Raw genomic sequence first — 25,133 nt, 5'->3', positions numbered from 1 at the left:
TCAGCAGGGTCAGTCACGGCCGGAGCCGTCGTGGTGCAGATCGCGGTGGCGGACCTGCCAGCTGCCGTTCACAGGAACCAGGTGGTCGTGACAGACCACGCTGGCGAAGATGTCGAGCGCGCCGCCGCGCGGCGTGCGCATGGCCAGCGCGTACGCACGGGTGCGCAGCGAGCCGTCGTCGTTCCGGGAGACGTCCAGCATGCCGAGCCAGTGCCGGAAGTCGATCTTCTGCTCGTCGAGCCGCTTCTGGCGCGCCCGCGACGAGGCACGGATCGCCTCCCTGCCGCGCAGCGGCTCGTCGAGCCGGCTGGCCTCCTGGAACACGGCGTCCTCGGTGAAGGTGCCGGCCCAGTCATCGGGCCGCCCGTCGTCGAGCAGGCCCATCTGGCGGGCGTAGAACTGCTGTACCTGCACGTACAGTTCGGCGGGGACAGTCGCGTCCTGCACCGTGCCGTGGGTGTCGGGGGTCGAGTCGCTCACGCGAACCGCCTTTCCTCGAGTCGCCGGCTGACCGGCGTCGGTACGTCGTCGTGGTCCGCGGGGCTCACAAGGCACCGGGACTGTCCAGGAGGTGGCGCCCGTAGGCACGGCCGACGGGCTCGAAGCGGAGCGCCACATGACTGGCGAGGCTGTGCACGTCCCGCCAGACGCGCTGCAGCGGGTGACCGGCGAGCTGGCCCGTGCTGCCCGAGGCCCGCAGCAGCGTCTCGACCACGTCCACCAGCAGCTGCACGGCGTACGCGCAGTCCGCCGGAGAGCGCACCAGTTCCAGGGGCCCGGCCTCGGGCTCGTCCGCCACCCGGGCGGCCCGCTCCAGCAGCAGTGCGGCGCTGTCCACCGCGGCCGTCGCGCGGGCCAGCGTCGCGAGCGCCCCCGCACCGTCGTCGGCCGTGCCGGGCGCGGAGTCCGCCCACGCGCGCAGGGCGGCCCGGGCCGCCCCCAGGGCGGGCGCGCCGAAGAGCAGGCCGCTCAGCAGCCGCAGCGGCGCCGTGTGACAGCGGGCGTTCGAGCCGACGCTGCGGCCCGTGATCATGTCGTGCCGCGGGAAGCCGCGGTGCGCCGGGACGAACACGTTGTCGGCGAGCAGCGTGTTGCTGCCCGTCCCGCGCATGCCGGTCGACGTCCAGGTGTCGGCCACCCGGTAGTCCTCGCGCGGCAGGGCGAAGAACCAGGGCACCCGCTCACCGTCCTGCGGCACCAGCGCGCACACCAACGCCCAGTCGGAGAAGTCCACGGCACTGGTGAAGCTCCACTCGCCGGTCACCCGCCAGCCGCCCTTCACCGCGGTGGCGCTGCCGCGCGGTATCAGCGCACCCACGACGGTGGTGTCCGCGCCCTTCGCCCACAGCTCCTGCTGAGCCTGTTCGGGCAGGAAGGCACCCATGCGGCCGGCGCCGGCGATCACCGAGGCGCACCAGCCCGCCGAGGTGCAGCCCTCCGCGAGAACGGAGACGGACTCCAGGAGTTCGCCGGCCGAGCCGGCCCGGCCACCCCAGCGGGCGGGGACGAAGTGCCGTGCGAACCCCGCGTCGCGGATCCCCTCGGCCACGGCGGCCGGCAGCAGGCGTTCGGCGTCAGCCCTGTCGGCATGGTGCGCGGCCACCGTTGCAAGCTCCCGCGCCCGAACCCGCAGATCCGTACCGGTAGTCGGCCAGCTTGTCATCAGCAACCACTTTCCTCGCTCGTCGCAGCGGTGCCGCAGAAGGGGTGGGCAGTTGCCCCGACTGTGGATGCGGCGGATCCAGACCCGCTGGAAGCCGGCTCGACGTCGTGGAGGGGTGTTCCGCGCGGTCACGACCCGCCTTCGACCGGAGCCGCCCATGCTCGGTGCGCCAGGTGCTCGTGACGGCCTGCGGCCGACGACGACGTGAGGTGAGGATCCGTTGAAAGGCATCATCCTGGCCGGGGGCAACGGCACCCGGCTGCACCCCATCACCCTGGGGGTGTCCAAGCAGCTGCTCCCCGTCTACGACAAGCCCATGATCTATTACCCGCTGTCGGTGCTGATGCTGGCCGGCATCCGCGACATCCTCGTCATCTCGTCACCACGGGACCTGCCGCAGTACCGGGCCGTGCTCGGTGACGGCAGCTCGCTCGGCATCAGCCTCTCCTATGCCGAGCAGCTCGCCCCACGCGGTCTGGCGGAGGCGTTCACCATCGGCGCCGGCCACATCGGCGACGAGTCGGTCGCGCTGATCCTGGGCGACAACATCTTCCACGGGCCGGGCTTCTCGCTGCTGCTCCAGGAGCACGTGCCGCACACCGACGGCGCCCTGCTGTTCGGCTATCCCGTGCGGGACCCGGAGCGGTACGGGGTCGGCGAGGCCGACGACCGGGGCCGGCTCGTCTCGCTGGAGGAGAAGCCCGCCAGGCCGCGCTCCAACCGTGCGATCACCGGCCTGTACTTCTACGACAACGACATCGTCTCCATCGCCCGGGAACTGCGCCCCTCGCCGCGCGGCGAACTGGAGATCACCGACGTCAACCGGCACTACCTGGCCCGCGGCAAAGCCCACCTGGTGGATCTGGGCCGGGGTTTCACCTGGCTGGACACCGGCACGCATGACTCGCTGCTCGAGGCGGGGACCTACATCCAGGCCCTGGAGCGCCGCCAAGGGCTGAGGATCGCCTGCGTCGAGGAAGTGGCCCTGCGCAAGGGGTTCATCAGCCCCCAGGAGTGCTACCGGCTCGGCGAACGGCTCGGCCACTCCGGGTACGGCCGCTACGTCATGGACGTCGCCGAGTCGCTGCGCGGAGCGGGACCCGAGGAACGCGGAGGGTCGATCGGAGCGGAACACGGCCCGCGCCGCGGAATCGGCGCCGCCGTGGGTCTCAAGGCCTGACCGCCGGCGAGGCCGGTCCTTCAGGGGCGCGGACGTGGTGTCCGCGTCCCCTGCCGCACGGCGGCAGGGGACGCGGGGGCGGCCGAGGCGTCCGTGGTCACGAGGCGTCCCGCGGGGGAGAATCGGTGGTCCGCGACAGGCGGTCCCAGGCACGCCATTCGGCAAGGCGACGCCGCAGCACCCGCGGCGCCAGGTCGGCCGCGCCGTTGCCCAGCAGGAGGCGCAGCGGCGGCTCGTCGGCGTCGACCAGCTCCAGCAGTGCCTCGCCCGCCCGGCGCGGGTCACCGGGCTGGAGATGCGCGTAGGCGCCGGACATCCCGTGGCGGCGCTTGGCCAGCACCTCGTCGTAGTCGCTCATGGGGGTGGCCCGCACCATGCTGTCCGCGCTCCAGTCGGTGCGGAACTCGCCGGCCTCGACCAGTGTGACGCGGACACCGAACGCCTCGACCTCCTGCGCCACAGTCTCGCCGACGGCTTCGAGGGCCCATTTGCTCGCGCAGTACAGGCCGAGGTTCGGGTAGGTGGTGACACCCGCGATGCTGGACATCTGCAGCAGATGGCCGCTGCCCTGCCGGCGCAGCACCGGCAGCACGGCCTGGGTGACCCACAGCATGCCGAAGACGTTCACCTCGAACTGGTCGCGGACCTGCTGCTCGGTCACCTCCTCCACCGCGCCGGACAGCCCGTAGCCGGCGTTGTTGAGGACCACGTCGATGCGGCCCGTCCGCTCGACGGCCTCGGCCACCGTGGCGAAGACCGCAGCGCGGTCCGTGACATCGAGGGGCAGCGGCACGACCCGCTCACCGTGGGTCTCGACCAGGCCGTCCAGTGTCTCCGCACGGCGTGCCGTGGCCACGACGGTGTCGCCGGCGTCCAGGACGGCCTCGGTGACGGCGCGGCCCAGTCCCCGGGAGGCTCCGGTGACGAACCAGGTCCGCGGCTCCCGGGGGCTCACCGGCCGGCTCGCTGCTCGGCGTGGTCCTTGGCGTGGCCGAGCGTGGCCCGGCTGTTGGTGCTCAACGCGGTCCGCACGTACTCCTTGGCGTCCCCGACGGTGGCGTCCGGCCCGAGGACCGCCGCGATGTTGTCGGTGTTGATCGTGACGGTGTGCTGCGAGGAGGCGGCGACTCCCGCCTCGTTCTCCGTGAACGTCCAGTAGCCGGTGTGCAGCGTCATCAACGCCGGCAGCGTGGTCTGCTTGTAGGCGATCTTCCGGTGCGGGAACGTCACCCGGTACGACTTCGTCGTGTGCACCGAGCCGTCCTTGGCACGGGTGTCCATCTCCAGTTCCTGCAGCCCCGGGGTGTCCTCGGTCAGACGGACGGTGGCCACGTGGGGCAGCCGCTCGGACCACAGGCCGGCCTGGTCGACGAAGTCGTAGACGTCCTTCGCGGACCCGGCGATCTGCACGGTGTCCTCGAAGGAGAACGTCAGGTCGTCCGAGGCATAGGCGAGTTCGACGTTCTTGCGGAGGGCCGCCAGCTCGGAGCGGGAATTGCGGTCGACGGCCTCGTCGATCCACTCCAGGCCCTTCGGATCGTCGTCGACGGCGCGGTAGTCGTGCAGCAGCCGTACCCGGCTGGAGGTGTCGGAGACCGGTTCGATGACCCAGGCGCCACCCATCGCCGCGACCGGGGGAGCGGACACCTCCTGCCGGAAGGTGATCCGCAGCGCCTCCGGGTCCAGCGTCCGGCGCGACGTCCAGGTCTTGGCCTCACTGTTGGCGGTGGCCCAGATCCGGATGACCTCCTCGCCCGGTCCCTGGGGGGAATGGTCGACATAGATGGTGGGCGGGAAGATCCGCGGCCAGTTCTCCACCTCGGCGATCAGCCGGTACACGGCAGTGGCCGGGGCCTGGACGGTGATCTCGTGCTCCACCTCACGGATCGTCATGGTGGGTACTCCTCCGAGCGGTCGATGGGATCAGAAGTTGCCGAGGCCGCCGCAGACGTTCAGGGCCTGCGAGGTGATGGACGCGGCGGTGTCGGAGGCCAGATAGCCGACCAGGCCCGCGACCTCCTCCGGAGTGGAGTAGCGGCCGAGGGGGATCTTGGCCTGGAACTTCTCCAGGATGGCCGCCTCCGAAGTGTCGTAGGCGGCCGCGTAACCCGCACGCACCCGCTGGGCCATGGGGGTCTCCACATAGCCGGGGCACACGGCGTTGACGGTGATACCGGTCGGTGCGAGCTCGTTGCCCAGCGCCTTGGTGAACCCCACGACGCCGTGCTTGGACGCCGAGTACGGCGCGCCCAGGACGACACCCTGCTTGCCCGCGGTGGACGCGATGTTGATGATCCGGCCCCACGACTTGTGGCGCATGCCGCCCGTGGTCAGCGCCTCGCGTGTGACGCGGAAGACGCTGTGGAGATTGGTGTCGATGACGTCGTGCCACAGCTCGTCGTCGATGTCGGCGGTCACTCCGCCACCGGACCGGCCGGCGTTGTTGACGACCACGTCGACTCCGCCGAAGCGGTCCACGGCACCCTGGATCCACGCCCGGACCTGCTCCGCGGAGCGCACGTCGAGGACGGCTCCGTCCACCTCCCAGCCCTCGGCCTGGAGATCCTTGACGGTCGCGGCGACCTGGTCGGCACTGCGTGCACCGATGTACACCCGGTGGTCCGACGCGGCGAGCCGACGGGCCACCGCCAGCCCGATCCCGCTGGTGGCGCCGGTGACCACAGCGACCCGCTTGCCCTGATCCGTCATGACATCCATCTCCTCGACCTCGGCGGGTGACGTGCGTACAGGGAGGCTCGGGGCCGCCCCTGGAAAGGCGCTCGAAGCCTCCTCGGGACGACCCGCTCCGGCCGGAACACCACCGGTCTTCGATTCCGGGTCGAGCGGGGCTTTCCAGGCTCGGGGGTGTCATCAGGACGTGAGAGGCGGCTATGATCAATCTCTTCCAGCCCCAGGTCGGGGATGAAGAACTCGACGCAGTTGCCGGAGTCTTCCAGGACCGTTGGCTCGGCCACGGCCCCCGTACGAAGGCCTTCGAGGCGGCGTTCGCCGAGCACCTCGGCGTCGGCCCGGAGCATGTCGTCTTCATCAACTCCGGGACCGCGGGCCTGTTCCTCGCCATGGAGTCGCTCGCCCTAAAGGCCGGCGACGAGGTAGTGCTGCCCTCGCTGAGCTTCCTCGCCGCAGCGAACGCGGTGGTCACCACCGGAGCGCGGCCGGTCTTCTGCGACGTCGACCGGCGCACCCTGAACCCCACCCTCGAGGACGTCGAGCGGGTGCTGACCGAGCGCACCAAGGCCGTCGTCGTCCTGCACTACGGCGGCTACCCCGGAGACACCGTCCGCATCGCCGACCACTGCCGCGAACGCGGCATCACCCTCATCGAGGACGCCGCCTGCTCCGTCGCCTCCCGGGTGCACGGCCGGGCCGTCGGCACCTTCGGGGACCTCGCCATGTGGAGCTTCGACGCGATGAAGGTCCTGGTGACCGGGGACGGCGGCATGATCTACGTCAAGGACCCGCAGCAGGCCGCCCGCGTACGACGCCTGGCCTATCACGGGCTCGCCCAGCCCAGCGGCTTCGGCTACGCCAAGGTCTCCGCCCGCTGGTGGGAACTGGAGGTGCCGGAACCCGGCCGGCGCGTCATCGGCAACGACCTGACCGCGGCCATCGGCGCCGTGCAGCTGCGCAGGCTCCCCGAGCTGGTGGGCCGGCGCCGGCAGATCGTCGCCCAGTACGACCGGGAACTCACCGACGTCCCCGGCCTGCTGACCCCGCCCGCCCTGCCCGCGGGCCACGAGTCCACGCACTACTTCTACTGGGTCCAGATGGACCCGCAAATCCGGGACGACGTGGCCGGTGACCTGTACCGCGCCGGCATCTACACGACGTTCCGCTACGCCCCGCTGCACAAGGTCGCCGCCTACGGCTCACCGGACATCACGCTGCCGGGATCCGACTGGGCCGCCGACCGCACCCTGTGCCTGCCGCTGCACCCGGGCCTGAGCGACACCGACGTGCGCACGGTCGCCACAGCGCTGCGACGGGCCGTGGCGGCCCGGACGGCCGCCGCCACCGCCGGAGCGCCGGCCGCATGACGACCCGGCCCGCGTCCGCGGCACCACCGCGCCGGCGGCGTGCCGAGAGCATCGCAGGAGGACTGACCCCCATGAAGGACACCCCATGACCCGTCGCGTCGTCATCACCGGGATCGGCGTCGTCGCGCCCGGAGGAGTGGGGACCAAGGAATTCTGGTCCCTGCTCACTTCCGGTACCACTGCCACCCGTGGCATCAGCCTCTTCGACGCCTCCGGATTCCGCTCCCGCATCGCGGCCGAGGCCGACTTCGACCCGCTGCGGCACGGCTTCAGTCCCGAAGAGGCCGACCGTCTGGACCGCGCCGCCCAGTTCGCCGTCACCGCTGCCGCCGAGGCCATGGGCGACAGCGGGCTGAACATGGCCGAGCTCGATCCCACGCGCACCGGTGTCACCCTGGGCAGCGCCGTCGGCTGCACCATGGGGCTCGACATCGAGTACAACGTCGTCAGCCGCGGCGGCAGCGGCTGGAACGTCGACCACACCCTCGCCGTCCCTCACCTCTTCGACTACTTCGTGCCCAGCTCCATGGCGGTGGAGGTGGCCCGGCGCCAGCGCGCCCAGGGGCCGGTCGCCATGGTCTCCACCGGCTGCACCTCCGGCCTGGACTCCGTCGGCCACGCGGTGGAACTCATCCGCGAAGGCAGCGCGGACGTGATGATCGCGGGCGCCACCGAGGCCCCCATCTCCCCGATCACCGTCGCCTGCTTCGACGCCATCAAGGCCACGTCACCGCGCAACGAGGAGCCCGAGACGGCCTCACGGCCCTTCGACGCCACCCGCAACGGCTTCGTGCTCGGCGAGGGATCGGCCGTCCTGATCCTGGAGGAGCTGCAGAGCGCTCGCCACCGCGGCGCTCACGTCTACGCGGAGGTAGCCGGGTTCGCCAGCCGGTGCAACGCCTACCACATGACCGGCCTGCGCCCCGACGGGGTCGAGATGGCCGAGGCCATCAGGGTCGCCCTCGACGAGGCACGGCTCGACGCGTCCGCCGTCGACTACGTCAACGCTCACGGCTCGGGCACCAAGCAGAACGACCGGCACGAGACCGCGGCCTTCAAGCGCAGCCTCGGCGCCCACGCCTACGTGGTCCCCGTCAGCTCCATCAAATCGATGATCGGGCACTCCCTCGGAGCCATCGGCGCCCTGGAAGTGGCCGCCAGCGCCCTCGCGATCGAGCACAACACCGTGCCGCCCACCGCGAATCTGCACCAGTCCGACCCGGCCTGCGACCTGGACTACACGCCGCTGACGGCGCGTGAACACCGTACCGACACCGTGCTCAGCGTGGGCAGTGGGTTCGGCGGCTTCCAGAGCGCCATGGTCCTCACCCGCCCACACCTGGGAGCGGCAGCATGAGCACCGAAACCCTGCGCAAGCCCACCGGCGCCACCGAGGCGGACACCGGCGCACCGGTCGTCACCGGCATCGGTGTGGCCGCGCCCAACGGCCTGGGCACCGAGAAGTGGTGGTCGGCCGTCCTGCGGGGCGAGAGCGGCATCCGGCCGCTGTCGCGCTTCGACGCCGCTTCCTACCCGGCCCGCCTCGCCGGAGAGGTACCGGACTTCGACGCCACCGAGCACCTGCCGAGCCGGCTGCTGCCGCAGACCGACCACATGACGCGGCTCGCCCTGGTCGCCGCCGACGAGGCGCTCGGCGACGCCGCCGTGGACACCGAACGACTCCCCGACTACGCCGCCGGCGTCATCACCGCCGGTTCCGCGGGCGGCTTCGAGTTCGGCCAGCGGGAGCTGCAGGCGCTGTGGAGCAAGGGGGGCCAGTACGTCAGCGCGTACCAGTCCTTCGCCTGGTTCTACGCCGTCAACACCGGCCAGATCTCCATCAAGAACGGGCTGCGGGGCCCCAGCGGCGTGCTCGTCACCGAACAGGCGGGGGGCCTGGACGCCGTGGCCCAGGCCCGGCGGCAGCTGCGCAAGGGCGTCGGGCTCCTGGTCACCGGGGGAGTGGACTCCTCCATCTGCCCCTGGGGGTGGGCGGCGCATCTGGCCGGCGGAGAGCTGAGCACCAGCGCGGACCCGGCCCGTGCCTACCTGCCGTTCTCCGCCGACGCCGACGGCCACGTCGTCGGCGAGGGCGGTGCTCTGCTCGTTCTGGAGGACGCGGCGCGAGCCGCCGGCCGCGGTGCCCGTACCTATGGCTCGGTCACCGGATACGCGGCCACCTTCGACGCGCCACCCGGCACACCGGGCGGCGCACGGCTGGGTGCCGCCGCCGAACTCGCCCTGCGGGACGCCGGCCTGGACGCCGCCGACGTCGACGTGGTGTTCGCCGACGCGGCCGGGCGGCGCACCGCCGACCGGGAGGAGGCCGAGGCCCTCACCGGTCTGTTCGGTGAACGCGGCGTGCCCGTCACCGCACCCAAGACGATGACCGGACGCCTCGCCGCGGGTGCCGCCTCCCTCGACCTGGCCGCGGCCTGCCTCGCCCTGCGCGACCAGGCCATCCCGCCCACCGTCAACGTCCGGCAGACCGCGGCGGACTGCCCCGTCGACCTGGTGACCAGCACCCGCCCGGCACCGGGCCTGCGCACTGCCCTCGTCCTCGCCCGCGGCCGCGGCGGCTTCAACTCGGCCATGGTGGTCCGCGCGTCGCCGTGACCAGTGCCTCCGGACCGGGGCAGCCCCCCGGCCGTCCACCGCACCACCCCAGCCCGTGGCCGGCACCGCGCGGCCACGGGCACTCGACCGGGAGCTGCACCGCTGTCTGGAGATCCAGGAGGACCGTTGTCCGCCATCGACCCCGCGGAGTTCGCCCGCACCATGGCCCATGTCCCCAGTCCGGTCACCGTGGTGACCACCATGGACGGCACCGGCCGTCGCTGGGGATTCACCGCGAGCTCGTTCAGTTCGCTGTCCCTCGACCCGCCCCTGGTCCTGGTCTGCCCGGCCAAGACCGCCTCCTGCCACAAAGCGTTCGTCGCGGCGGACCGCTTCCTGATCAACGTCCTGTCCGTGAACCAGTCCGCAGTCGCGCGTCACTTCGCCCGCTCCGGCCACGACAAGTTCGCCGACGGTTCCATGGAGCCGTGCGAGTACGGCCTGCCCGGACTGAGCACCGCCGCCGCCCGCCTGGCCTGCACGCTGCACGAGGTCCTGGACGGCGGCGACCACAGCATCCTGGTCGGCCGGGTCGACGCGGTGTTCACCGGCGGGTCGGAGCCGCTCGTCTACTACAACCGAGACTTCACGCGGCCCGAGAGCTGCGCACTCACCCCGGCCAGTTGACCGCGCGGCCGAGCCGCCGGGCGCTGCCCTGCCCTGGGAGACGGAAGTGACACCCAAACCCCGCTTCGGCGCGTATCTGCAACAGGTCGCCGAGCATGTGTACGCGTACGTCCAGCCGGACGGCGGCTGGTGCCTGAACAACGCCGGTCTCATCACGGCCGGCGCCCGGCCGGCGCTCATCGACACCGCCGCCACCCGTGACCGCGCACTGGCCCTGAAGGACGCGGTCGCCACGGTCTCGCCCCGAGCCCCCGGCTACGTCGTCAACACCCATCCCCACGGCGACCACACGTTCGGCAACAGCGTCTTCGCCGATGAAGCGGTGATCGTCGCGCAGGAGGCGACCCGGGCGGAGATGGACCTGGCAGGTCTCCATCTGACCGGTCTGTGGCCCGACGTCCAGTGGGGTGGCGTCACGGTGCGACTGCCCAGCCTCACCTTCCGAAAGACGCTCACGCTGCACCTGGGCGAGACCCGCGTCGAACTCCTGCACCCAGGGATCGCCCACACCACCAACGACACCGTCGCGTGGCTGCCCGCGGAGCGTGTCCTGTTCACCGGAGACATCGTGATGTCGGGCGCCACGCCGTTCTGCCTCACCGGGTCCGTCGCCGGTTCGCTCACCGCCATCGCGGAACTGCGCGCCCTCGCGCCGCGGACCGTCGTCGCCGGGCACGGCCCGGTGGGCGGCCCGGAACTCCTGGACGCCACCGAGCGCTATCTGCGCCACGTCCAGTACCTGGCCACCGAGGGCATCGCCGCAGGACTCACCCCGCTGCAGGCGGCGCGCGAGGCGGACCTGGGGGAATTCGCCGGACTCCTCGACAGCGAACGTCTCGTGCCCAATCTGCACCGCGCCTACGCGGAGGCGTCCGGCGCGCCCCCCGGCCACCCGCTCGACATCGGCGAACTCTTCTCCGAGATGGTCACCTTCAACGGCGGGCTGCCCGTCTGCTGTGCCTGAGTGCCCTGCGCACCGCGATCACCCGAGTCCCCCGGCCCTGACGGGCCGGGGGACTCTTCACGTACGGGCTCCTCCGCACCGCGGAACGCCAGGATCCCCGGCCGCCCGCGCCGCCCCTTCCCCGCCTCGCTGCACCTTCTCTGTAGTTTCTCTCACCTGCTCCGATGAATTCTGAGAAGCCCTGACCGAATCTCACTTCCGCCTGACCAAGAGCTCCTTGATGCGCGCCCGCCGGGCGGAGAGGCTCGTAGGTGCTTCCGCCGCTCTGTCCTGAGCCGCGCTGTGCCAGTACCCCGGACCTGGCCGCAAAGGGGCCCTCGGGCCGCGCGCCACCGACACCAGGAGAGGCCACCAGTGAACCGACGGGCAGTGATCACCGGCGTCGGCGTCCTCGCGCCGGGCGGTACCGGTGTTCAGAACTTCTGGGACCTGCTGACCGAAGGCCGCACCGCGACCCGGCGCATCACCCTCTTCGACGCCGGCTCCTTCCGCTCCCGGGTGGCAGCCGAGATCGACTTCGATCCGGCCGGGCACGGCCTGACTCCGCAGGAGATCCAGCGCATGGACCGCGCCGCCCAGTTCGCCGTGGTGGGCGCGCGTGAGGCCATTGCGGACAGCGGACTCGCCACCGTCGCGTTCGATCCGCACCGCACGGGCGTGAGCATCGGAAGCGGAGCCGGTGCCGTCCGCCGCCTCGACAGCGAGTACCGCGTGGTCAGCGACGACGGACGACTCGATCTGGTGGACCACGCCTACGCCTCCAGGCATCTGTACCGGCAGTGCGTGCCGAGCTCGTTCGCCGTCGAGGTGGCCTGGGCGACCGGTGCCGAGGGCCCCGCCACCGTCGTGTCGACGGGCTGCACGTCGGGGCTCGACGCGGTCGCCCACGCGGCCGACCTGATCCGGGACGGCACGGCGGACGTGATGATCACCGGTGCCACGGACGCGCCGATCTCACCGATCACGCTCGCCTCGTTCGACGCGATCAAGGCGACCAGCACCCGCAACGACGAGCCCCGGGCCGCCTCCCGCCCCTTCGACGCCGACCGTGACGGATTCGTGCTCGGAGAGGGGGCCGCGGTCTTCGTCCTGGAGGAGCTCACCGGCGCACGTGACCGAGGCGCCCGGATCTACGCCGAGATCGCCGGGCACGCCACCCGCAGCAACGGCTTCCACATGACCGGGCTGCGTCCCGACGGACGCGAGCTGGCCGAGGCGATCACCGCGGCGCTCGACGAGGCGCACACCAGCCCCGAGGACGTCGACTACGTCAGCGCCCACGGCTCCGGCACCCGACAGAACGACCGCCACGAGACCGCCGCCCTCAAACGCGGACTCGGCGCCCACGCCCGCCGCACACCGATCAGCTCGATCAAGTCCATGGTCGGGCACTCCCTGGGTTCGGTCGGCTCCCTGGAGATCGCCGCCTCGGTCCTGGCGATGCGCCACCACGTCGTTCCACCGACCGCGAACCTGCACACTCCCGACCCGGAGTGCGACCTGGACTACGTGCCGATCACCGCGCGCGAACACCGCACCGACACGGTGCTCACCGTCGCCAGCGGATTCGGCGGCCTCCAGAGCGCCATGGTGCTGTCCCGTCCGGACGGGAGCGCGGCATGAAGGCCAGGACCCTGATCACCGGTGTCGGCATGGCCACCCCGCACGGGATCGGGGTGGCGGACTCCTGGGCGGCCACGCGCGCGGGAAAGAACGCCATCGGCCGCATCACCCGCTTCGACCCTTCGCCGTACCCCAGCCGACTCGCGGGCGAGATCCGGGACTTCGACCCGCGGGACCATCTGCCGGACCGTCTGGTCCGGCAGACCGACCGGTCGAGCCAGCTCGCGCTGACGGCGGCCGCGCACGCCTTCGAGGACGCCGGAGTCCGCCCCGCCGATGTCCCCGAGTACGGCGGAGGCGTCGTCACCGCCGCAGGGTTCGGCGGCATCGAGTTCGGCCAGAACGAGTTGCGGAACCTGTGGTCGCGGGGCAGCCGCTACGTCAGCGTCTACCAGTCCTTCGCCTGGTTCCACGCCGCCACCAGCGGGCAGATCTCCGTTCGCCACGAACTGCGCGGTCACGCGGGCGTGCTCGTCGGCGACCAGGCGGGCGGCCTCGACGCGCTCGCCCAGGCGCGCCGGCGGATCCGCCGGGGCAGTCGGCTGATCGTCAGCGGGGGCGTCGACGCGTCACTGTGCTCCTGGGGCTGGGCCGCCCATCTGGCCACCGGCCAGATCTCCGCCGGAGAGCACCCGGAGCGCTCCTATCTGCCGTTCGACCGTGCCGCCGACGGCCATGTCCCCGGGGAGGGCGGGGCGTTGCTGATCCTGGAGGACGAGCGCGCGGCGATCGAGCGGGGTGCCGACAACGTCTACTGCGAGATCGCAGGCTACGCCTCCACCTTCGACCCACGGCCCGGTGACGGCAGGGAACCGGGGCTGCGTCGCGCCATCGAGCTGGCACTCGCCGACGCCGCCCTCGGGCCGTGGGAGATCGACCTCGTCTTCGCCGATGCCGCGGCCACTGCACGCATGGACCGGGAGGAGGCCGAGGCGCTCATCGCGGTCTTCGGTGCCTTCGCCGTACCGGTGACCGCGCCGAAGACGGCGATCGGCCGGCTCTGCGGCGGCGGCGCCCCCGTCGACGTGGTCATGGCCGCCCTGGCCATCCGCGAGGGCCTGATCCCGCCGACCGTTCATGTGGAGCCGTCGCCCGAATACGACATCGACCTGGTGACCACCCATCCGCGCCCGGCTTCGGTGCGCACCGCGCTCGTCATCGCCCGCGGGCACGGCGGATTCAACTCGGCGATGGTCGTGCGAGCCGTCGACTGAGCCGATGCCGGTGTCCGCCGCCTCCCTCACCCGGCGGCAGACGCCCCCAAGCCCCGCATCCGCGCAACCCGGATGCGGCAGACCGATGAAGGGACCCACATGTCACAGCAGGAATTCACCCTCCAGGACCTCAAGCGCATCCTCCTGGACGGCGCGGGCGCGGACGAGAGCGTGGATCTCGACGGCGACATCCTGGACACCGACTTCGAACAGCTCGGCTACGAATCCCTCGCCCTCCTGGAGACCGGTGGCCGCATCGAGCGGGAATACGGTGTCGAGCTCCACGATGAGATCTTCACGGACAATCCCACGCCCCGCGCCCTCGTGGCCGCCGTCAATGCACAACTGGGTCGCATGGCCAGCGCCTGACGCCCCGCCGGCGGTGCCCTAAGGGGTCGGTCGCCCACGGCCCGCCGTGAAGGCGGACCCCGGCGCCCCGCCACGACGCGCCTCCCCGGCCCCCGTCCAGCCGACCGCGACAGCCGCCGCGCACCTGACGGCGCGACGGCTGTCGCCGCCCGCACCCCGTCCCCTCCCACCCTGGGAAACCTGATGACAGCCCAACCGGTACCGGAGACCGAAGGCCCTGGCACCCGTTCCCCTCGGTGTCGACGTGGAGCGGACACCCGGTGCGGTAACCGTCGAGGCCTGCTCGCGCGCGCTGCACCCGGACGAGCGGGCGGACTTGGCCGAGGCCGCACCGGGCGAGGAACGCCGCATCCTGTTCGGCCGGATCCGAACCCGCGAGGAGCCCTGTCGCAAAGGTCTCGGCACCGGTCTGAGCCGCTCCCCGGCCGCCGACTGCCTGGGCGCCGACACCGGACGCCACCCGCCGGGCTGGACCGTGATCGACATTCCGTGCGGGGCGCGGCACACCGCAGCGGCCGCGGTGCGCGGCCCGCACCCACCACCGTCGACGTCCGCCGGTTCCCCGGGGCATGGCTGCTGACACCCGGCGCCGACCACTTCGCCCCCGCCCGCCGGCGCACGCGTCGTCCGAACCGCCTGACCACCTCACGCCACGAGGAGATCTCCATGAAGACATCACTGTCGTACGGGGCATCGCCCCGCGCCCGGGCCCGGTGACGTGATGAGACTGCTGGTCACCGGTGGCGCCGGATTCATCGGCTCCCACTTCGTCCGCACCCTGCTCGACGGGGGATACGCCGGCCACGAGCACACCGACGTCACCGTCCTGGACAAACTCACCTACGCGGGCAACCGCGACAACCTCCCGCTCCACCACCCCCGCCTCGCCTTCGTCACCGGGGACATTTGCGACCGCACGCTCCTTAACGACCTGCTGCCCGGGCACGACGCGGTCGTCCACTTCGCCGCCGAGTCCCACGTCGACCGGTCGCTGCACTCCGCGGCCGACTTCGTCAGCACCAACGTGGCCGGCACCCAGACCCTGCTGGACGCCTGCCTCACCGCAGGCGTCCAGCGCTTCGTGCACGTCTCCACCGACGAGGTCTACGGATCCATCGACGAGGGCTCCTGGACCGAGGAGTGGCCGCTGCGGCCCAACTCCCCCTACGCGGCCTCCAAGGCGTCCTCCGACCTCATCGCCCGTGCCTACTGGCGCACTCACGGCCTCGACGTGACGATCACCCGCTGCTCCAACAACTACGGCCCCTACCAGCACCCCGAAAAGCTCATCCCGCTGTTCACCACCAACCTCCTGGAGGGGCTGCCCGTACCGCTGTACGGCGACGGCACCAACGTCCGCGAGTGGCTGCACGTCGACGACCACTGCCGGGCGATCGAACTCGTCCTCACCCGGGGCCGCCCGGGCGAGATCTACAACGTCGGCGGCGGCAACGAGCTGACCAACCTGGACATCACCCGACGCCTCCTCGACCTGTGCGGCGCCGCCCCCTCCCTGATCCACCGCGTCACCGACCGCAAGGGCCACGACCAGCGTTACTCCCTCGACGAAACCAAGATCCGTGAGGAACTCGGGTACGCCCCGAGGATCCCCTTCGACGAAGGACTGGCCGCCACCGTCGACTGGTTCCGCGCCAACCCGGCCTGGTGGAAGCCCGTCAAGCACCCGAGCGACGACAGTGGCGCCCGGCGCCGGAAGGGAAGCACAGCATGAAGGCCCACAAGGAACTGATCCTCGACGCGACACGGAAATTCCACGTGGACGCCTCGGACGACCGCCCCTTCGTTCCCGGCACCACCGAGATATGGCCCGCGGGCGCCTGCCTCGACGAGCACGACCGGACGGCGCTGGTGGAAGCCGCCCTGGAGATGCGGATCGCCGCCGGCAAGAGCTCGCGTACCTTCGAATCGCGCTTCGCCCGCAAGCTGGGCCACCGCAAAGCGCACCTGACCAACTCCGGTTCCTCCGCGAACCTGTTGGCGATGACCGCGTTCACCTCGCATCTGCTCGAGGACCGCGCGCTGCGACCGGGCGACGAGGTGATCACGGTCGCCGCCGGTTTCCCGACCACCGTCAACCCCATCATCCAGAACGGGCTCGTCCCGGTCTTCGTCGACATCGAGCTGGGGACCTACAACACGACCGCCGACCGGGTGGCCCAGGCCATCGGCCCCCGCACCCGCGCCATCATGATCGCGCACGCCCTCGGCAACCCGTACGAGGTGGCCGAGATCGCCCAGCTCGCCGACGACCACGGCCTGTTCCTGATCGAAGACAACTGCGACGCGGTCGGCTCCACCTACGACGGCCGGCTGACCGGGACCTTCGGCGACCTGACGACGGTCAGCTTCTACCCGGCGCACCACCTGACCATGGGGGAAGGAGGCTGTGTCCTGACCTCCAACCTCGCACTCGCCCGGATCGTGGAGTCCCTGCGTGACTGGGGACGCGACTGCTGGTGCGAGCCGGGTGAGACCAACAAGTGCCTCAAGCGGTTCACCTACCAGATGGGAACCCTCCCCGAGGGCTACGACCACAAGTACATCTTCTCCCACGTCGGCTACAACATGAAGGCCACCGACATCCAGGCGGCGCTCGGCCTCACCCAGCTCGACAAGCTCGACGACTTCTGCGCCGCCCGCCGGCACAACTGGAACCGGCTGCGCGAGGGCCTGGACGGCGTGCCGCATCTGATCCTGCCCCGCGCCACCGAGCGCAGCGACCCCAGCTGGTTCGGTTTCGCCCTGACCGTCGACACCGAGGCGCCCTTCACCCGAGCCGCGCTCGTCGACTTCCTGGAAAACCGCAGGATCGGCACCCGGCGTCTGTTCGCAGGGAACCTCACGCGGCACCCCGCCTACCTCAACCAGACGCACCGCGTGGCCGGCGACCTCACCAACAGCGACATCGTCACCGAACAGACCTTCTGGATCGGCGTGTATCCGGCCCTGACCGATGAGATGCTCGACTACGTGGTCCAGTCGGTCAGGGAGTTCGTGGGAGCCCACACATGATCCTGCCCACTGCCTTTGGCCCGGCGCACCGGACGACGGAACGGCCCCGTACCCAGCCGCGTCACGACGCCGCCACCGCCCACCGCATCGCCCGCTCGGCCACCACCACCGGCTCCGACCTGTCCACCGGTGACGTGCCCGCCTGGCTCGAAGCACGCCTCAGAGCCCACGCCTTCCGGGTCGACCGCATCCCCTTCGCCGCCATGGACAACTGGTCCTTCCAGGAGGGAACCGGCAACCTCGTCCACGACAGCGGCCGGTTCTTCAGCGTCGAGGGCCTGCGCGTCACCACACCGCGCCACAGGCACCAGCAGTGGCACCAGCCCATCATCAAACAGCCGGAAGTCGGCATCCTCGGCATCCTCGTCAAGGAGATCGACGGCGTCCTGCACTTTCTGCTGCAAGCGAAGATGGAACCCGGGAACCGCAACCTCCTCCAGCTCTCGCCCACCGTGCAGGCCACCCGCAGCAACTACACCCAGGCCCACCGCGGCACGAAAGTGCGCTACCTGGAGTACTTCACCGACCCCGCCCGCGGCCGTGTCCTCGCCGACGTGCTCCAGTCCGAGCACGGCTCCTGGTTCTACCGCAAGAGCAACCGCAACATGCTCGTCGAAGCCGTCGGTCACGTCCCCGAACACGACGACTTCCGCTGGCTGACCCTCGGCCAGATCGGCGAACTGCTGCGCTTGGACAACGTGGTCAACATGGACGCCCGCACCGTCCTGGCCTGTGCTCCCATCCCCGACACCCAGACCACCGCCCTGCACAGCGACACCGAACTGCTCTCCTGGATCACTGCCCAGCGCGCCCGGCACGACCTGCGGGCCGAGCGCGTCCCGCTCGCCGGGCTGCCGGGCTGGGAGTACCGCGAGGACTCCATCGTCCACGAGAGCGGCCGCTACTTCGACGTCGTGGCGGTCTCCGTCGGGGCGGCAAGCCGCGAGGTGGCCCACTGGACGCAGCCGCTGTTCGCCCCGCGCGGTCTCGGCGTCACCGCCTTCCTCACCCGGACGTTCGCGGGAGTCCCCCACCTGCTCGTCCACGCCCGCCTCGAGGCCGGCTTCGCGGACACCATCGAACTCGGCCCCACCGTGCAGTACACCCCCGCCAACTACGCGCACCTGCCCGCCGAGGAGCGGCCCGCCTTCCTCGACGACGTCATGACCGCCGACCCCGCACGCATCCGGTACCAAGCCGTCCACTCCGAGGAAGGCGGCCGGTTCCTCAACGCCGAGAGCCGCTACCTGTTCGTACAGGCCACCGACGACAGCGCGCCCGAAGGCTACCGCTGGGCAACCCCCGGCCAACTGTCCGCCCTGCTGCGCCACAACCACTACCTCAACGTCCAGGCCCGCACCCTGCTGTCCTGCCTGACCACGAACGCGGTGCGGCTGTGACCCGGCCGTTGCGCATCGGCGTCCTCGGCTGCGCCGACATCGCACGGCGCCGCATGCTGCCCGCGATGGCCGGCAGTCCGGACGTGGAGCCGGCCGCCGTCGCCAGCCGCAGCGCGGCCACGGCACGCGAGACCGCCCGGCCCTTCGGCTGCCGTCCCGTCCACGGCTACCACGTGCTCCTCGCCCGGGACGACATCGACGCCGTCTACATCCCGCTGCCCGCGGCCCTGCACGAACAGTGGACCGAGCGGGCCCTGCACGCGGGCAAACACGTCCTCGCCGAAAAGCCCCTCACCCTGGACGCGGAACGCACCCGGGCACTCGCCCGCCTCGCCGCCCGGCACGGACTGGTGCTGATGGAGAACGTCATGTTCGTCCACCACGCCCAGCACCGCACGGTCCGCGAGCTGGTCGAACAAGGCGCGATCGGCCGGCTCCACTCCCTGCGGGCGACGTTCGCCGTCCCCCGGCTTCCGCCCGGCAACATCCGGCTGCGTGCCGACCTCGGCGGCGGGGCCCTGTGGGACACCGGTGTCTACCCGGTGAGGGCTGCCCTGTACTTCCTCGGAGGGGACCTCCGGGTCACCGGAGCCACCCTCACCTCCGACCCGGACCACGCGGTCGACATCGCCGGCACCGCGCTGCTGCACAGCCCGCGGCGCGTCACGGCCCAGCTCGCCTTCGGCCTCGACCACGGATACCGCTCCACGTACGAACTGTGGGGCAGCGAAGGGCGCATCACGGTCGACCGGGCCTTCACCCCGCCCGCCGACCACCGGCCTCAGGTCCGTCTCGAACGTGCCACCATGACGGAGTACCTCCCCCTCGAGGCCGATGACCAAGTGACCAACACCCTCGCGGCATTCGCCCACGCCGTTCGCACCCACAGCACCACCGACCCAGCCTCACTGCACCAGGCGGACCTGCTCCAGACCATCCGCCACCAGGCCGTGCGACTGTGAGGACACCGGGGCGGCGCGTCCGGGCCGATGCGGCGCGAGCGCCGCTCGAGCCGGAATCCACCCGCCCGCGTGATCATTTCGAGGCGCGGGCCCGGCGCGACCGGTGCCCATGCCAGAGGGCCGGCCCCAGGACCGCTCCGTCCAGACGCCGAAGGAACCAGCCATGACCGACACCACCACCCCGGGCCGCCCGCCGGCTCCCTCAGCGACCGACACCCCCGGCATCACGGCCCCCTTCACCGCCCTGCTGCTCGCCGTCCTGTCGTTCTCGCTGATGCAGACCATGGTCGTCCCCACGCTTCCGGACCTGCAACGCGATTTCGGCGCCGGCACTACCGGCATCTCGTGGGTGCTCAGCTCGTTCCTGCTCACGGCCACCGTCGCCACCCCCCTGCTCGGCCGGGCCGGTGACATGTTCGGCAAACGCCGCGTCCTGATCATCACCCTTACCGTGTTCGCCCTCGGCACCCTGCTGTGTGCCATGTCGAACTCCCTCGCGCTGCTGATCACCGCCCGCGCCGTACAAGGTGTCGGCTCCGCCGCCTTCCCGCTTGCCTTCGGGATCGTCCGCGACCAGTTCCCGCCCGGCAAGGTGCCCGTCGCCCTCGGCCTGATCAGCTCCACCTTCGGCATCGGCTTCGGCATCGGACTCGTCCTGCCCGGCCCGCTCGTGGACGCCCTGAGCTGGCACTGGATCTTCTGGCTCGGACTCGGCGTGTCCCTGCTGGGCCTCGCCTCGGTCATCGCGTTCATCAAGGAGTCACCCAGCCGCACGCCCGGACGGATCGACTGGGCCGGAGCCCTCCTGCTGAGCGGCGCCGTCGTCGCCCTGCTGCTCCCCATCAGCCAGGGTCAGGCCTGGGGCTGGGGCTCCCCGGTCGTCATCGCCCTGTTCGCCGCCGCCGTGATCCTCGGTGCGCTGTTCCTGGCCGTGGAACGACGTGTGGCCGAACCGCTGATCGACATCGATCTGCTGCGCCGCCCCGCCGTCGCCACCTCCCACGCTGCCGCGCTCGTCATCGGATTCGGCACGTACGGGGCCTTCACCCTCGTCCCGATGTTGGCCCAGACCCCGCCCGAGGCCGGGTACGGATTCGGCTCCTCGGTGACCGAATCCGGGCTCGTCATGATGCCGCTCGCCGTCACCATGCTCGTCTCCAGCCCCCTGGCCGGCCGCATCGGCGCGGCCGTCGGCTTCAAACTGCCGCTCGTGCTCGCCTGCCTGATCGGTGTGGCGGGCTTCGTCGTCTATGCCGTCGCACACGGCAGCGAAGGGGCCATGTACATCGGCTCCGGCGTCCTCGGTATCGGTGTGGGCTTCGCCTACGCCGCCCTGGCCAACCTCGTCGTCGGCGCCGTGACCCCCCAGCAGGTCGGCGAGGCCACCGGCATCAACACCATCATGCGGACCATCGGCAGCGCACTCGGCGCGCAGATCACCGCGTCGCTCGTCGCTTCCCGCACCGTCCCGGGCACCGGATTCCCCGCGGAGTCCGGCTACACGACGGCATTCGTCATGTCGGCCGTCGCCCTCGCGGCCGCGGCACTCGCCGCTCTCGCCGGTCCCGGGCGCCTGCGCGGGCCGGACCCGGCCGCCTCCGGCACCGCTTAGGGCCTGTCCTCGGATCACCCGGGCCGCGGCTTGTCGCCCGGCGCGGGCCCGGTGTTGTCATGGTCGTCATCCCCCGCGTCCGGGCGGGTGAGCGCGACGGCCGCCGCGGCCCAGTGCTGCCCAGCAGGGCCCAAGCGGCGCCGGGCGGTGGTCGTGAACAACCACTCCGCTCCTGTTCCGTCGCCCCTCGAGCGCCTCTCGTTCCCGGCTGTCCATCGTGGTTGCGGTACGGGTGACCTTGCCGGGTCTCCCACGTCCTTCGTGCTGTGGGCCGCAACCATCTGGAGTGCCATGTCCCGTCGCCTGTTCACCTCGGAGTCCGTTACCGAGGGCCACCCCGACAAGATCGCCGACCGGATCAGCGACACGGTCCTCGACGCCCTGCTGCGCGAGGACCCGTCCTCCCGCGTGGCCGTCGAGACCCTGATCACCACCGGCCAGGTGCACATCGCCGGTGAGGTCACCACCAAGGCGTACGCGCCGATCGCGCAGCTGGTGCGCGAGACGATCCTGGACATCGGCTACGACTCCTCCGCCAAGGGCTTCGACGGCGCCTCCTGCGGCGTGTCGGTCTCGATCGGCGCGCAGTCACCGGACATCGCGCAGGGCGTCGACGCGGCCTACGAGGCCCGGGTCGAGGGCGACGAGGACGAGCTGGACCGGCAGGGCGCCGGCGACCAGGGCATCATGTTCGGCTACGCCACCGACGAGACCCCGACGCTGATGCCGCTGCCGATCGAGCTGGCCCACCGCCTGTCCCGGCGGCTCACCGAGGTCCGCAAGGACGGCACCGTGCCGTATCTGCGCCCCGACGGCAAGACCCAGGTCACCATCGAGTACCTGGGCAGCCGGGCCGTCCGGCTGGACACGGTCGTGGTCTCCTCCCAGCACGCGAGCGACGTCGACCTGGAGGGCCTGCTGCTCCCGGACGTCCGCGAGCACGTCGTCGAGCACGTCCTGGCCGGTCTCGCCGGCGACGGCATCAAGCTGGAGACGGACGACTACCGTCTGCTGGTCAACCCCACCGGCCGGTTCGAGATCGGCGGACCGATGGGCGACGCCGGGCTGACCGGCCGGAAGATCATCATCGACACCTACGGCGGCATGGCCCGGCACGGCGGCGGCGCCTTCTCCGGCAAGGACCCCTCCAAGGTGGACCGTTCGGCGGCGTACGCGATGCGCTGGGTCGCCAAGAACGTCGTCGCCGCGGGTCTGGCCGCCCGCTGCGAGGTCCAGGTCGCCTACGCCATCGGCAAGGCCGAGCCGGTCGGCCTGTTCGTGGAGACCTTCGGCACCGGCAAGGTCGCCCAGGAACGCATCGAGCAGGCCATCGACCAGGTCTTCGACCTGCGCCCGGCCGCTATCATCCGCGACCTCGACCTGCTGCGGCCCATCTACGCCCAAACCGCCGCCTACGGCCACTTCGGCCGCGAACTGCCCGACTTCACCTGGGAGCGCACCGACCGCGCCGCCCAGCTCAAGGCCGCGGCCGGGCTCTGAGCCGACCGCCGAGCTCGAGGGAGTGCCCACGTGCGCATCGCGGTGACCGGGTCCGTCGCCACCGACCATCTGACGGTCTTTCCCGGCCGGTTCACGGACCAGCTGATCCCCGACCAACTGGCCCACGTCTCACTGTCCTTCCTGGTGGACCGTCTCGAGGTACGCAGGGGAGGCGTGGCCGCCAACATCGCCTACGGACTCGCCCGCCTCGGCCTGCACCCCCTGCTGGTCGGTGCCGTCGGCAGCGACTTCGCCGACTACGAGGTGTGGCTCAAGGAGCACGGGGTCGACACCGGCGGGGTCCTGGTGTCCGCCGAACGGCACACCGCCCGCTTCATGTGCACCACCGACGCCGACAACAACCAGATCGCCGTCTTCTACGCGGGCGCCATGTCCCAGGCCCGCGACATCGACCTGACCCGGCTGCCGGTCCGCCCGGACGAGCTGGGGCTGGTCGTCGTCGGCCCCAACGACCCGGCGGCGATGCTGCGCCACACCCGCCAGTGCCGCGAGCTGCACATCCCCTTCGCCGCCGACCCCTCCCAGCAACTGGCGCGGCTCGACGGCGGCGAGGCACGTGAACTGGTGGACGGCGCCGGCTGGCTGTTCACCAACGAGTACGAGGCCGCGCTGCTCCAGGAGCGGACCGGCTGGCGCGACGCCGACGTGCTGGACCGGGTCGGCGCCTGGGTCACCACCCTGGGCGCGGGCGGCGCGCGCATCCGTCGTGCCGCCGACGGCCTCGACGTGACCGTGCCCGCGGTACCCGACGTCCCCGTGGCCGACCCCACCGGAGTGGGCGATGCCTTTCGCGCCGGTTTCCTCGCCGCCACCGACCGCGGCCTATCGGCTGTCCCGGCCGCCCGCCTCGGCTGCTCGCTGGCGGCGCTGTCCCTGGCCGCGATCGGCCCGCAGACCTACGAGCCCGACCGGCAGGCCCTGCTCGGCCACCTCACCCGTGCCTACGGCGCCGACGCGGCCCGGTTTCTCGCCCCGCACCTGGAGGGCGTGCGATGACGACGACCGCCCGGGTCGCCGCGCCGCGCGAGGCGCGCACCATCCGGCCGGTGGCCGCCGGCCGGGCGACGGGCACCATGCTCCCGGCGGTCCTGGAGGCGGCCGAGGAGCACAAGGCGGATGCGCACGCCATGTGCGGGCCGCCGGTGCAGTCCACCGACGCCGTCGTGGTCCACCACCCACAGGCCGGCCGCTTCGACACGGGAGCCAGGTGATGACGACCTTCTCCTTCGAGTTCTTCCCGCCGAAGACGGAGAAGGGCGAGCGCTCCCTCTGGGAGGCGATCCGCCGGGTGGAGGCGCTGCGCCCCGACTTCGTGTCCGTCACCTACGGGGCGGGCGGCTCCTCCAGGGACCGGACCATCGCCGTCACCCGGCGCCTCGCCGCCGAGACGACGCTGCGTCCCGTCGCCCACCTCACCGCCGTCGGCCACTCGGTGGCCGAACTCCGCCGGATCATCGGCCAGTATGCCGACGCCGGCATCCGGGACGTCCTGGCCCTGCGGGGGGACCCGCCGGGCGACCCCAACGGGCCCTGGGTGCCCCACCCCGACGGCTTCACCCACGCCCGGGAACTGGTCGAACTCCTCCGCTCCCTGGGTGACTTCACCATCGGCGTCGCGGCGTTCCCCGAACGGCACCCGCGCTCGCCGGACTGGGACAGCGACATCCGGCACTTCGTCGCCAAGTGCCGGGCCGGCGCCGACTACGCCATCACCCAGATGTTCTTCCACGTCGAGGACTACCTCCGGTTGCGTGACCGGGTCGCCGCCGCGGGCTGTGACACCCCGATCATCCCCGAGATCATGCCCGCCACCGACGTCCGCCAGATCCGCCGCTTCGCCGAACTCTCCGGTGCGGCCTTCCCCGAGGACCTCGCTCACCGTCTGGAGCGGGCGCGCGGCAACCCGGCCGCCGGACACCGCATCGGCGTCGACCACGCCACGGCCATGGCCGAGCGGCTCTTGGCCGAGGGCGCCCCCGGGCTGCACTACATCACCCTCAACCGGTCCACCGCCGCCCTCGACATCCACCGCAACGTCCAGACCATCAGGAGCCTCAGTGCCCGCTGACCGCAGCGACTTCACGGACTTCAGGGTCGCCGACCTTTCCCTGGCCGCCTTCGGCCGTAAGGAGATCACCCTCGCCGAGCACGAGATGCCCGGTCTGATGGCGATCCGCAAGGAGTATGCCGGGGCGCAGCCGCTTGCCGGTGCCCGGATCACCGGCTCGCTGCACATGACCGTGCAGACCGCCGTGCTCATCGAGACCCTGGTCGCCCTGGGCGCCGAGGTC

26 protein-coding genes are annotated in these 25,133 nt (G+C 71.5%); 20 read left to right on the top strand and 6 right to left on the bottom strand.

Annotated features, from left to right (window positions below):
- Positions 1-9: 9 nt before the first annotated feature.
- Both IE142_RS32230 and IE142_RS32225 read right to left on the bottom strand, forming a co-directional pair.
- Positions 10-480: a nuclear transport factor 2 family protein gene (locus IE142_RS32230; protein WP_209440695.1), complete on the bottom strand. Its 471-nt coding sequence runs from the start codon at positions 478-480 to the stop codon at positions 10-12.
- Positions 481-544: 64 nt separating this feature from the next.
- Positions 545-1,603 carry an acyl-CoA dehydrogenase family protein gene (locus IE142_RS32225; RefSeq protein ID WP_229831092.1) on the bottom strand — a complete coding sequence of 353 codons (1,059 nt, stop codon included), beginning with the start codon at positions 1,601-1,603 and terminating at the stop codon, positions 545-547.
- 280 nt (positions 1,604-1,883) lie between these two features.
- Between IE142_RS32225 and rfbA the strand changes: the two genes are divergently transcribed.
- A complete protein-coding gene (rfbA, locus tag IE142_RS32220) occupies positions 1,884-2,843 on the top strand; it encodes a glucose-1-phosphate thymidylyltransferase RfbA (RefSeq protein WP_191889004.1) in 960 nt (319 codons plus the stop codon).
- Positions 2,844-2,940: 97 nt separating this feature from the next.
- Here the strand turns inward: rfbA and IE142_RS32215 are convergent, their stop codons facing one another.
- From IE142_RS32215 to fabG, 3 genes are read right to left on the bottom strand one after another with little or no spacing between them, the layout of a single operon-like run.
- Positions 2,941-3,798: an oxidoreductase gene (locus tag IE142_RS32215; RefSeq protein ID WP_191889003.1), complete on the bottom strand. Its 858-nt coding sequence runs from the start codon at positions 3,796-3,798 to the stop codon at positions 2,941-2,943.
- On the bottom strand, positions 3,795-4,736 hold the full coding sequence (locus tag IE142_RS32210; protein WP_191889002.1) for an aromatase/cyclase: 942 nt from the start codon (positions 4,734-4,736) through the stop codon (positions 3,795-3,797). Before IE142_RS32210 ends, IE142_RS32215 begins: the two co-directional genes overlap by 4 nt.
- 30 nt (positions 4,737-4,766) lie before the next feature.
- Complete coding sequence (gene fabG / locus IE142_RS32205; RefSeq protein WP_191889001.1) at positions 4,767-5,552, bottom strand: 3-oxoacyl-ACP reductase FabG; 786 nt, start codon at positions 5,550-5,552, stop codon at positions 4,767-4,769.
- 182 nt (positions 5,553-5,734) lie between these two features.
- Here fabG and IE142_RS32200 point away from each other — a divergent pair, with 182 nt between their 5' ends.
- The 14 genes from IE142_RS32200 to IE142_RS32135 all read left to right on the top strand — a co-directional run bounded on the left by IE142_RS32200 (position 5,735) and on the right by IE142_RS32135 (position 21,321).
- Positions 5,735-6,901, top strand: a complete 1,167-nt coding sequence (locus tag IE142_RS32200; RefSeq protein ID WP_191889000.1) for a DegT/DnrJ/EryC1/StrS aminotransferase family protein — start codon at positions 5,735-5,737, stop codon at positions 6,899-6,901.
- 85 nt (positions 6,902-6,986) lie between these two features.
- Positions 6,987-8,258: a beta-ketoacyl-[acyl-carrier-protein] synthase family protein gene (locus IE142_RS32195; protein ID WP_191888999.1), complete on the top strand. Its 1,272-nt coding sequence runs from the start codon at positions 6,987-6,989 to the stop codon at positions 8,256-8,258.
- On the top strand, positions 8,255-9,517 hold the full coding sequence (locus IE142_RS32190; RefSeq protein ID WP_191888998.1) for a ketosynthase chain-length factor: 1,263 nt from the start codon (positions 8,255-8,257) through the stop codon (positions 9,515-9,517). Before IE142_RS32195 ends, IE142_RS32190 begins: the two co-directional genes overlap by 4 nt.
- Positions 9,518-9,643: 126 nt before the next feature.
- The gene (locus tag IE142_RS32185; protein WP_229831090.1) at positions 9,644-10,144 is read left to right on the top strand and encodes a flavin reductase family protein; all 501 of its coding nucleotides are present in this window, start codon (positions 9,644-9,646) and stop codon (positions 10,142-10,144) included.
- 46 nt (positions 10,145-10,190) lie between these two features.
- On the top strand, positions 10,191-11,108 hold the full coding sequence (locus IE142_RS32180; protein WP_229831087.1) for an MBL fold metallo-hydrolase: 918 nt from the start codon (positions 10,191-10,193) through the stop codon (positions 11,106-11,108).
- Positions 11,109-11,462: 354 nt separating this feature from the next.
- Complete coding sequence (locus IE142_RS32175; RefSeq protein ID WP_191888997.1) at positions 11,463-12,731, top strand: beta-ketoacyl-[acyl-carrier-protein] synthase family protein; 1,269 nt, start codon at positions 11,463-11,465, stop codon at positions 12,729-12,731.
- Complete coding sequence (locus tag IE142_RS32170) at positions 12,728-13,945, top strand: ketosynthase chain-length factor (protein ID WP_191888996.1); 1,218 nt, start codon at positions 12,728-12,730, stop codon at positions 13,943-13,945. Before IE142_RS32175 ends, IE142_RS32170 begins: the two co-directional genes overlap by 4 nt.
- A 99-nt stretch (positions 13,946-14,044) precedes the next feature.
- On the top strand, positions 14,045-14,314 hold the full coding sequence (locus tag IE142_RS32165) for an acyl carrier protein (protein WP_043385039.1): 270 nt from the start codon (positions 14,045-14,047) through the stop codon (positions 14,312-14,314).
- A 244-nt stretch (positions 14,315-14,558) separates the two neighbouring features.
- Positions 14,559-14,894 carry a hypothetical protein gene (locus tag IE142_RS32160; protein WP_191888995.1) on the top strand — a complete coding sequence of 112 codons (336 nt, stop codon included), beginning with the start codon at positions 14,559-14,561 and terminating at the stop codon, positions 14,892-14,894.
- A gap of 141 nt (positions 14,895-15,035) precedes the next feature.
- Positions 15,036-16,046, top strand: a complete 1,011-nt coding sequence (gene rfbB, locus IE142_RS32155; protein ID WP_191888994.1) for a dTDP-glucose 4,6-dehydratase — start codon at positions 15,036-15,038, stop codon at positions 16,044-16,046.
- Positions 16,043-17,347, top strand: coding sequence for a lipopolysaccharide biosynthesis protein RfbH (gene rfbH / locus IE142_RS32150; protein WP_191888993.1), 1,305 nt, complete (start codon positions 16,043-16,045; stop codon positions 17,345-17,347). Before rfbB ends, rfbH begins: the two co-directional genes overlap by 4 nt.
- Complete coding sequence (locus IE142_RS32145) at positions 17,344-18,747, top strand: NDP-hexose 2,3-dehydratase family protein (protein ID WP_191888992.1); 1,404 nt, start codon at positions 17,344-17,346, stop codon at positions 18,745-18,747. Before rfbH ends, IE142_RS32145 begins: the two co-directional genes overlap by 4 nt.
- Positions 18,744-19,709, top strand: coding sequence for a Gfo/Idh/MocA family protein (locus IE142_RS32140; protein WP_229831084.1), 966 nt, complete (start codon positions 18,744-18,746; stop codon positions 19,707-19,709). Before IE142_RS32145 ends, IE142_RS32140 begins: the two co-directional genes overlap by 4 nt.
- Positions 19,710-19,872: 163 nt before the next feature.
- Positions 19,873-21,321 (top strand): MFS transporter, encoded by a 1,449-nt coding sequence (locus IE142_RS32135; RefSeq protein ID WP_191888991.1) that lies wholly within the window; start codon positions 19,873-19,875, stop codon positions 21,319-21,321.
- 14 nt (positions 21,322-21,335) lie between these two features.
- On the opposite strand, the gene IE142_RS32130 is transcribed toward IE142_RS32135, so the two are convergent.
- Positions 21,336-21,482, bottom strand: coding sequence for a hypothetical protein (locus IE142_RS32130; RefSeq protein ID WP_154693846.1), 147 nt, complete (start codon positions 21,480-21,482; stop codon positions 21,336-21,338).
- Positions 21,483-21,612: 130 nt separating this feature from the next.
- Between IE142_RS32130 and metK the strand changes: the two genes are divergently transcribed.
- From metK to IE142_RS32105, 5 genes are all read left to right on the top strand, one after another.
- Positions 21,613-22,821 carry a methionine adenosyltransferase gene (gene metK, locus IE142_RS32125; RefSeq protein ID WP_191888990.1) on the top strand — a complete coding sequence of 403 codons (1,209 nt, stop codon included), beginning with the start codon at positions 21,613-21,615 and terminating at the stop codon, positions 22,819-22,821.
- A gap of 30 nt (positions 22,822-22,851) precedes the next feature.
- A complete protein-coding gene (locus IE142_RS32120; RefSeq protein ID WP_191888989.1) occupies positions 22,852-23,838 on the top strand; it encodes a carbohydrate kinase family protein in 987 nt (328 codons plus the stop codon).
- Positions 23,835-24,053 (top strand): hypothetical protein, encoded by a 219-nt coding sequence (locus IE142_RS32115; RefSeq protein WP_043385053.1) that lies wholly within the window; start codon positions 23,835-23,837, stop codon positions 24,051-24,053. Before IE142_RS32120 ends, IE142_RS32115 begins: the two co-directional genes overlap by 4 nt.
- The gene (gene metF / locus IE142_RS32110; protein ID WP_191888988.1) at positions 24,053-24,910 is read left to right on the top strand and encodes a methylenetetrahydrofolate reductase [NAD(P)H]; all 858 of its coding nucleotides are present in this window, start codon (positions 24,053-24,055) and stop codon (positions 24,908-24,910) included. The genes IE142_RS32115 and metF overlap by 1 nt, the downstream gene beginning before the upstream one ends.
- Positions 24,900-25,133, top strand: a 234-nt coding sequence (locus IE142_RS32105; RefSeq protein WP_191888987.1) for an adenosylhomocysteinase, incomplete at its 3' end; no start/stop codon positions are given. The genes metF and IE142_RS32105, both read left to right, overlap by 11 nt.

Source organism: Streptomyces mutabilis (genome assembly GCF_014649815.1).
In the GTDB taxonomy this organism is placed as follows: domain Bacteria; phylum Actinomycetota; class Actinomycetes; order Streptomycetales; family Streptomycetaceae; genus Streptomyces; species Streptomyces mutabilis.
This window is presented reverse-complemented; position numbering and strand designations above follow the sequence as displayed.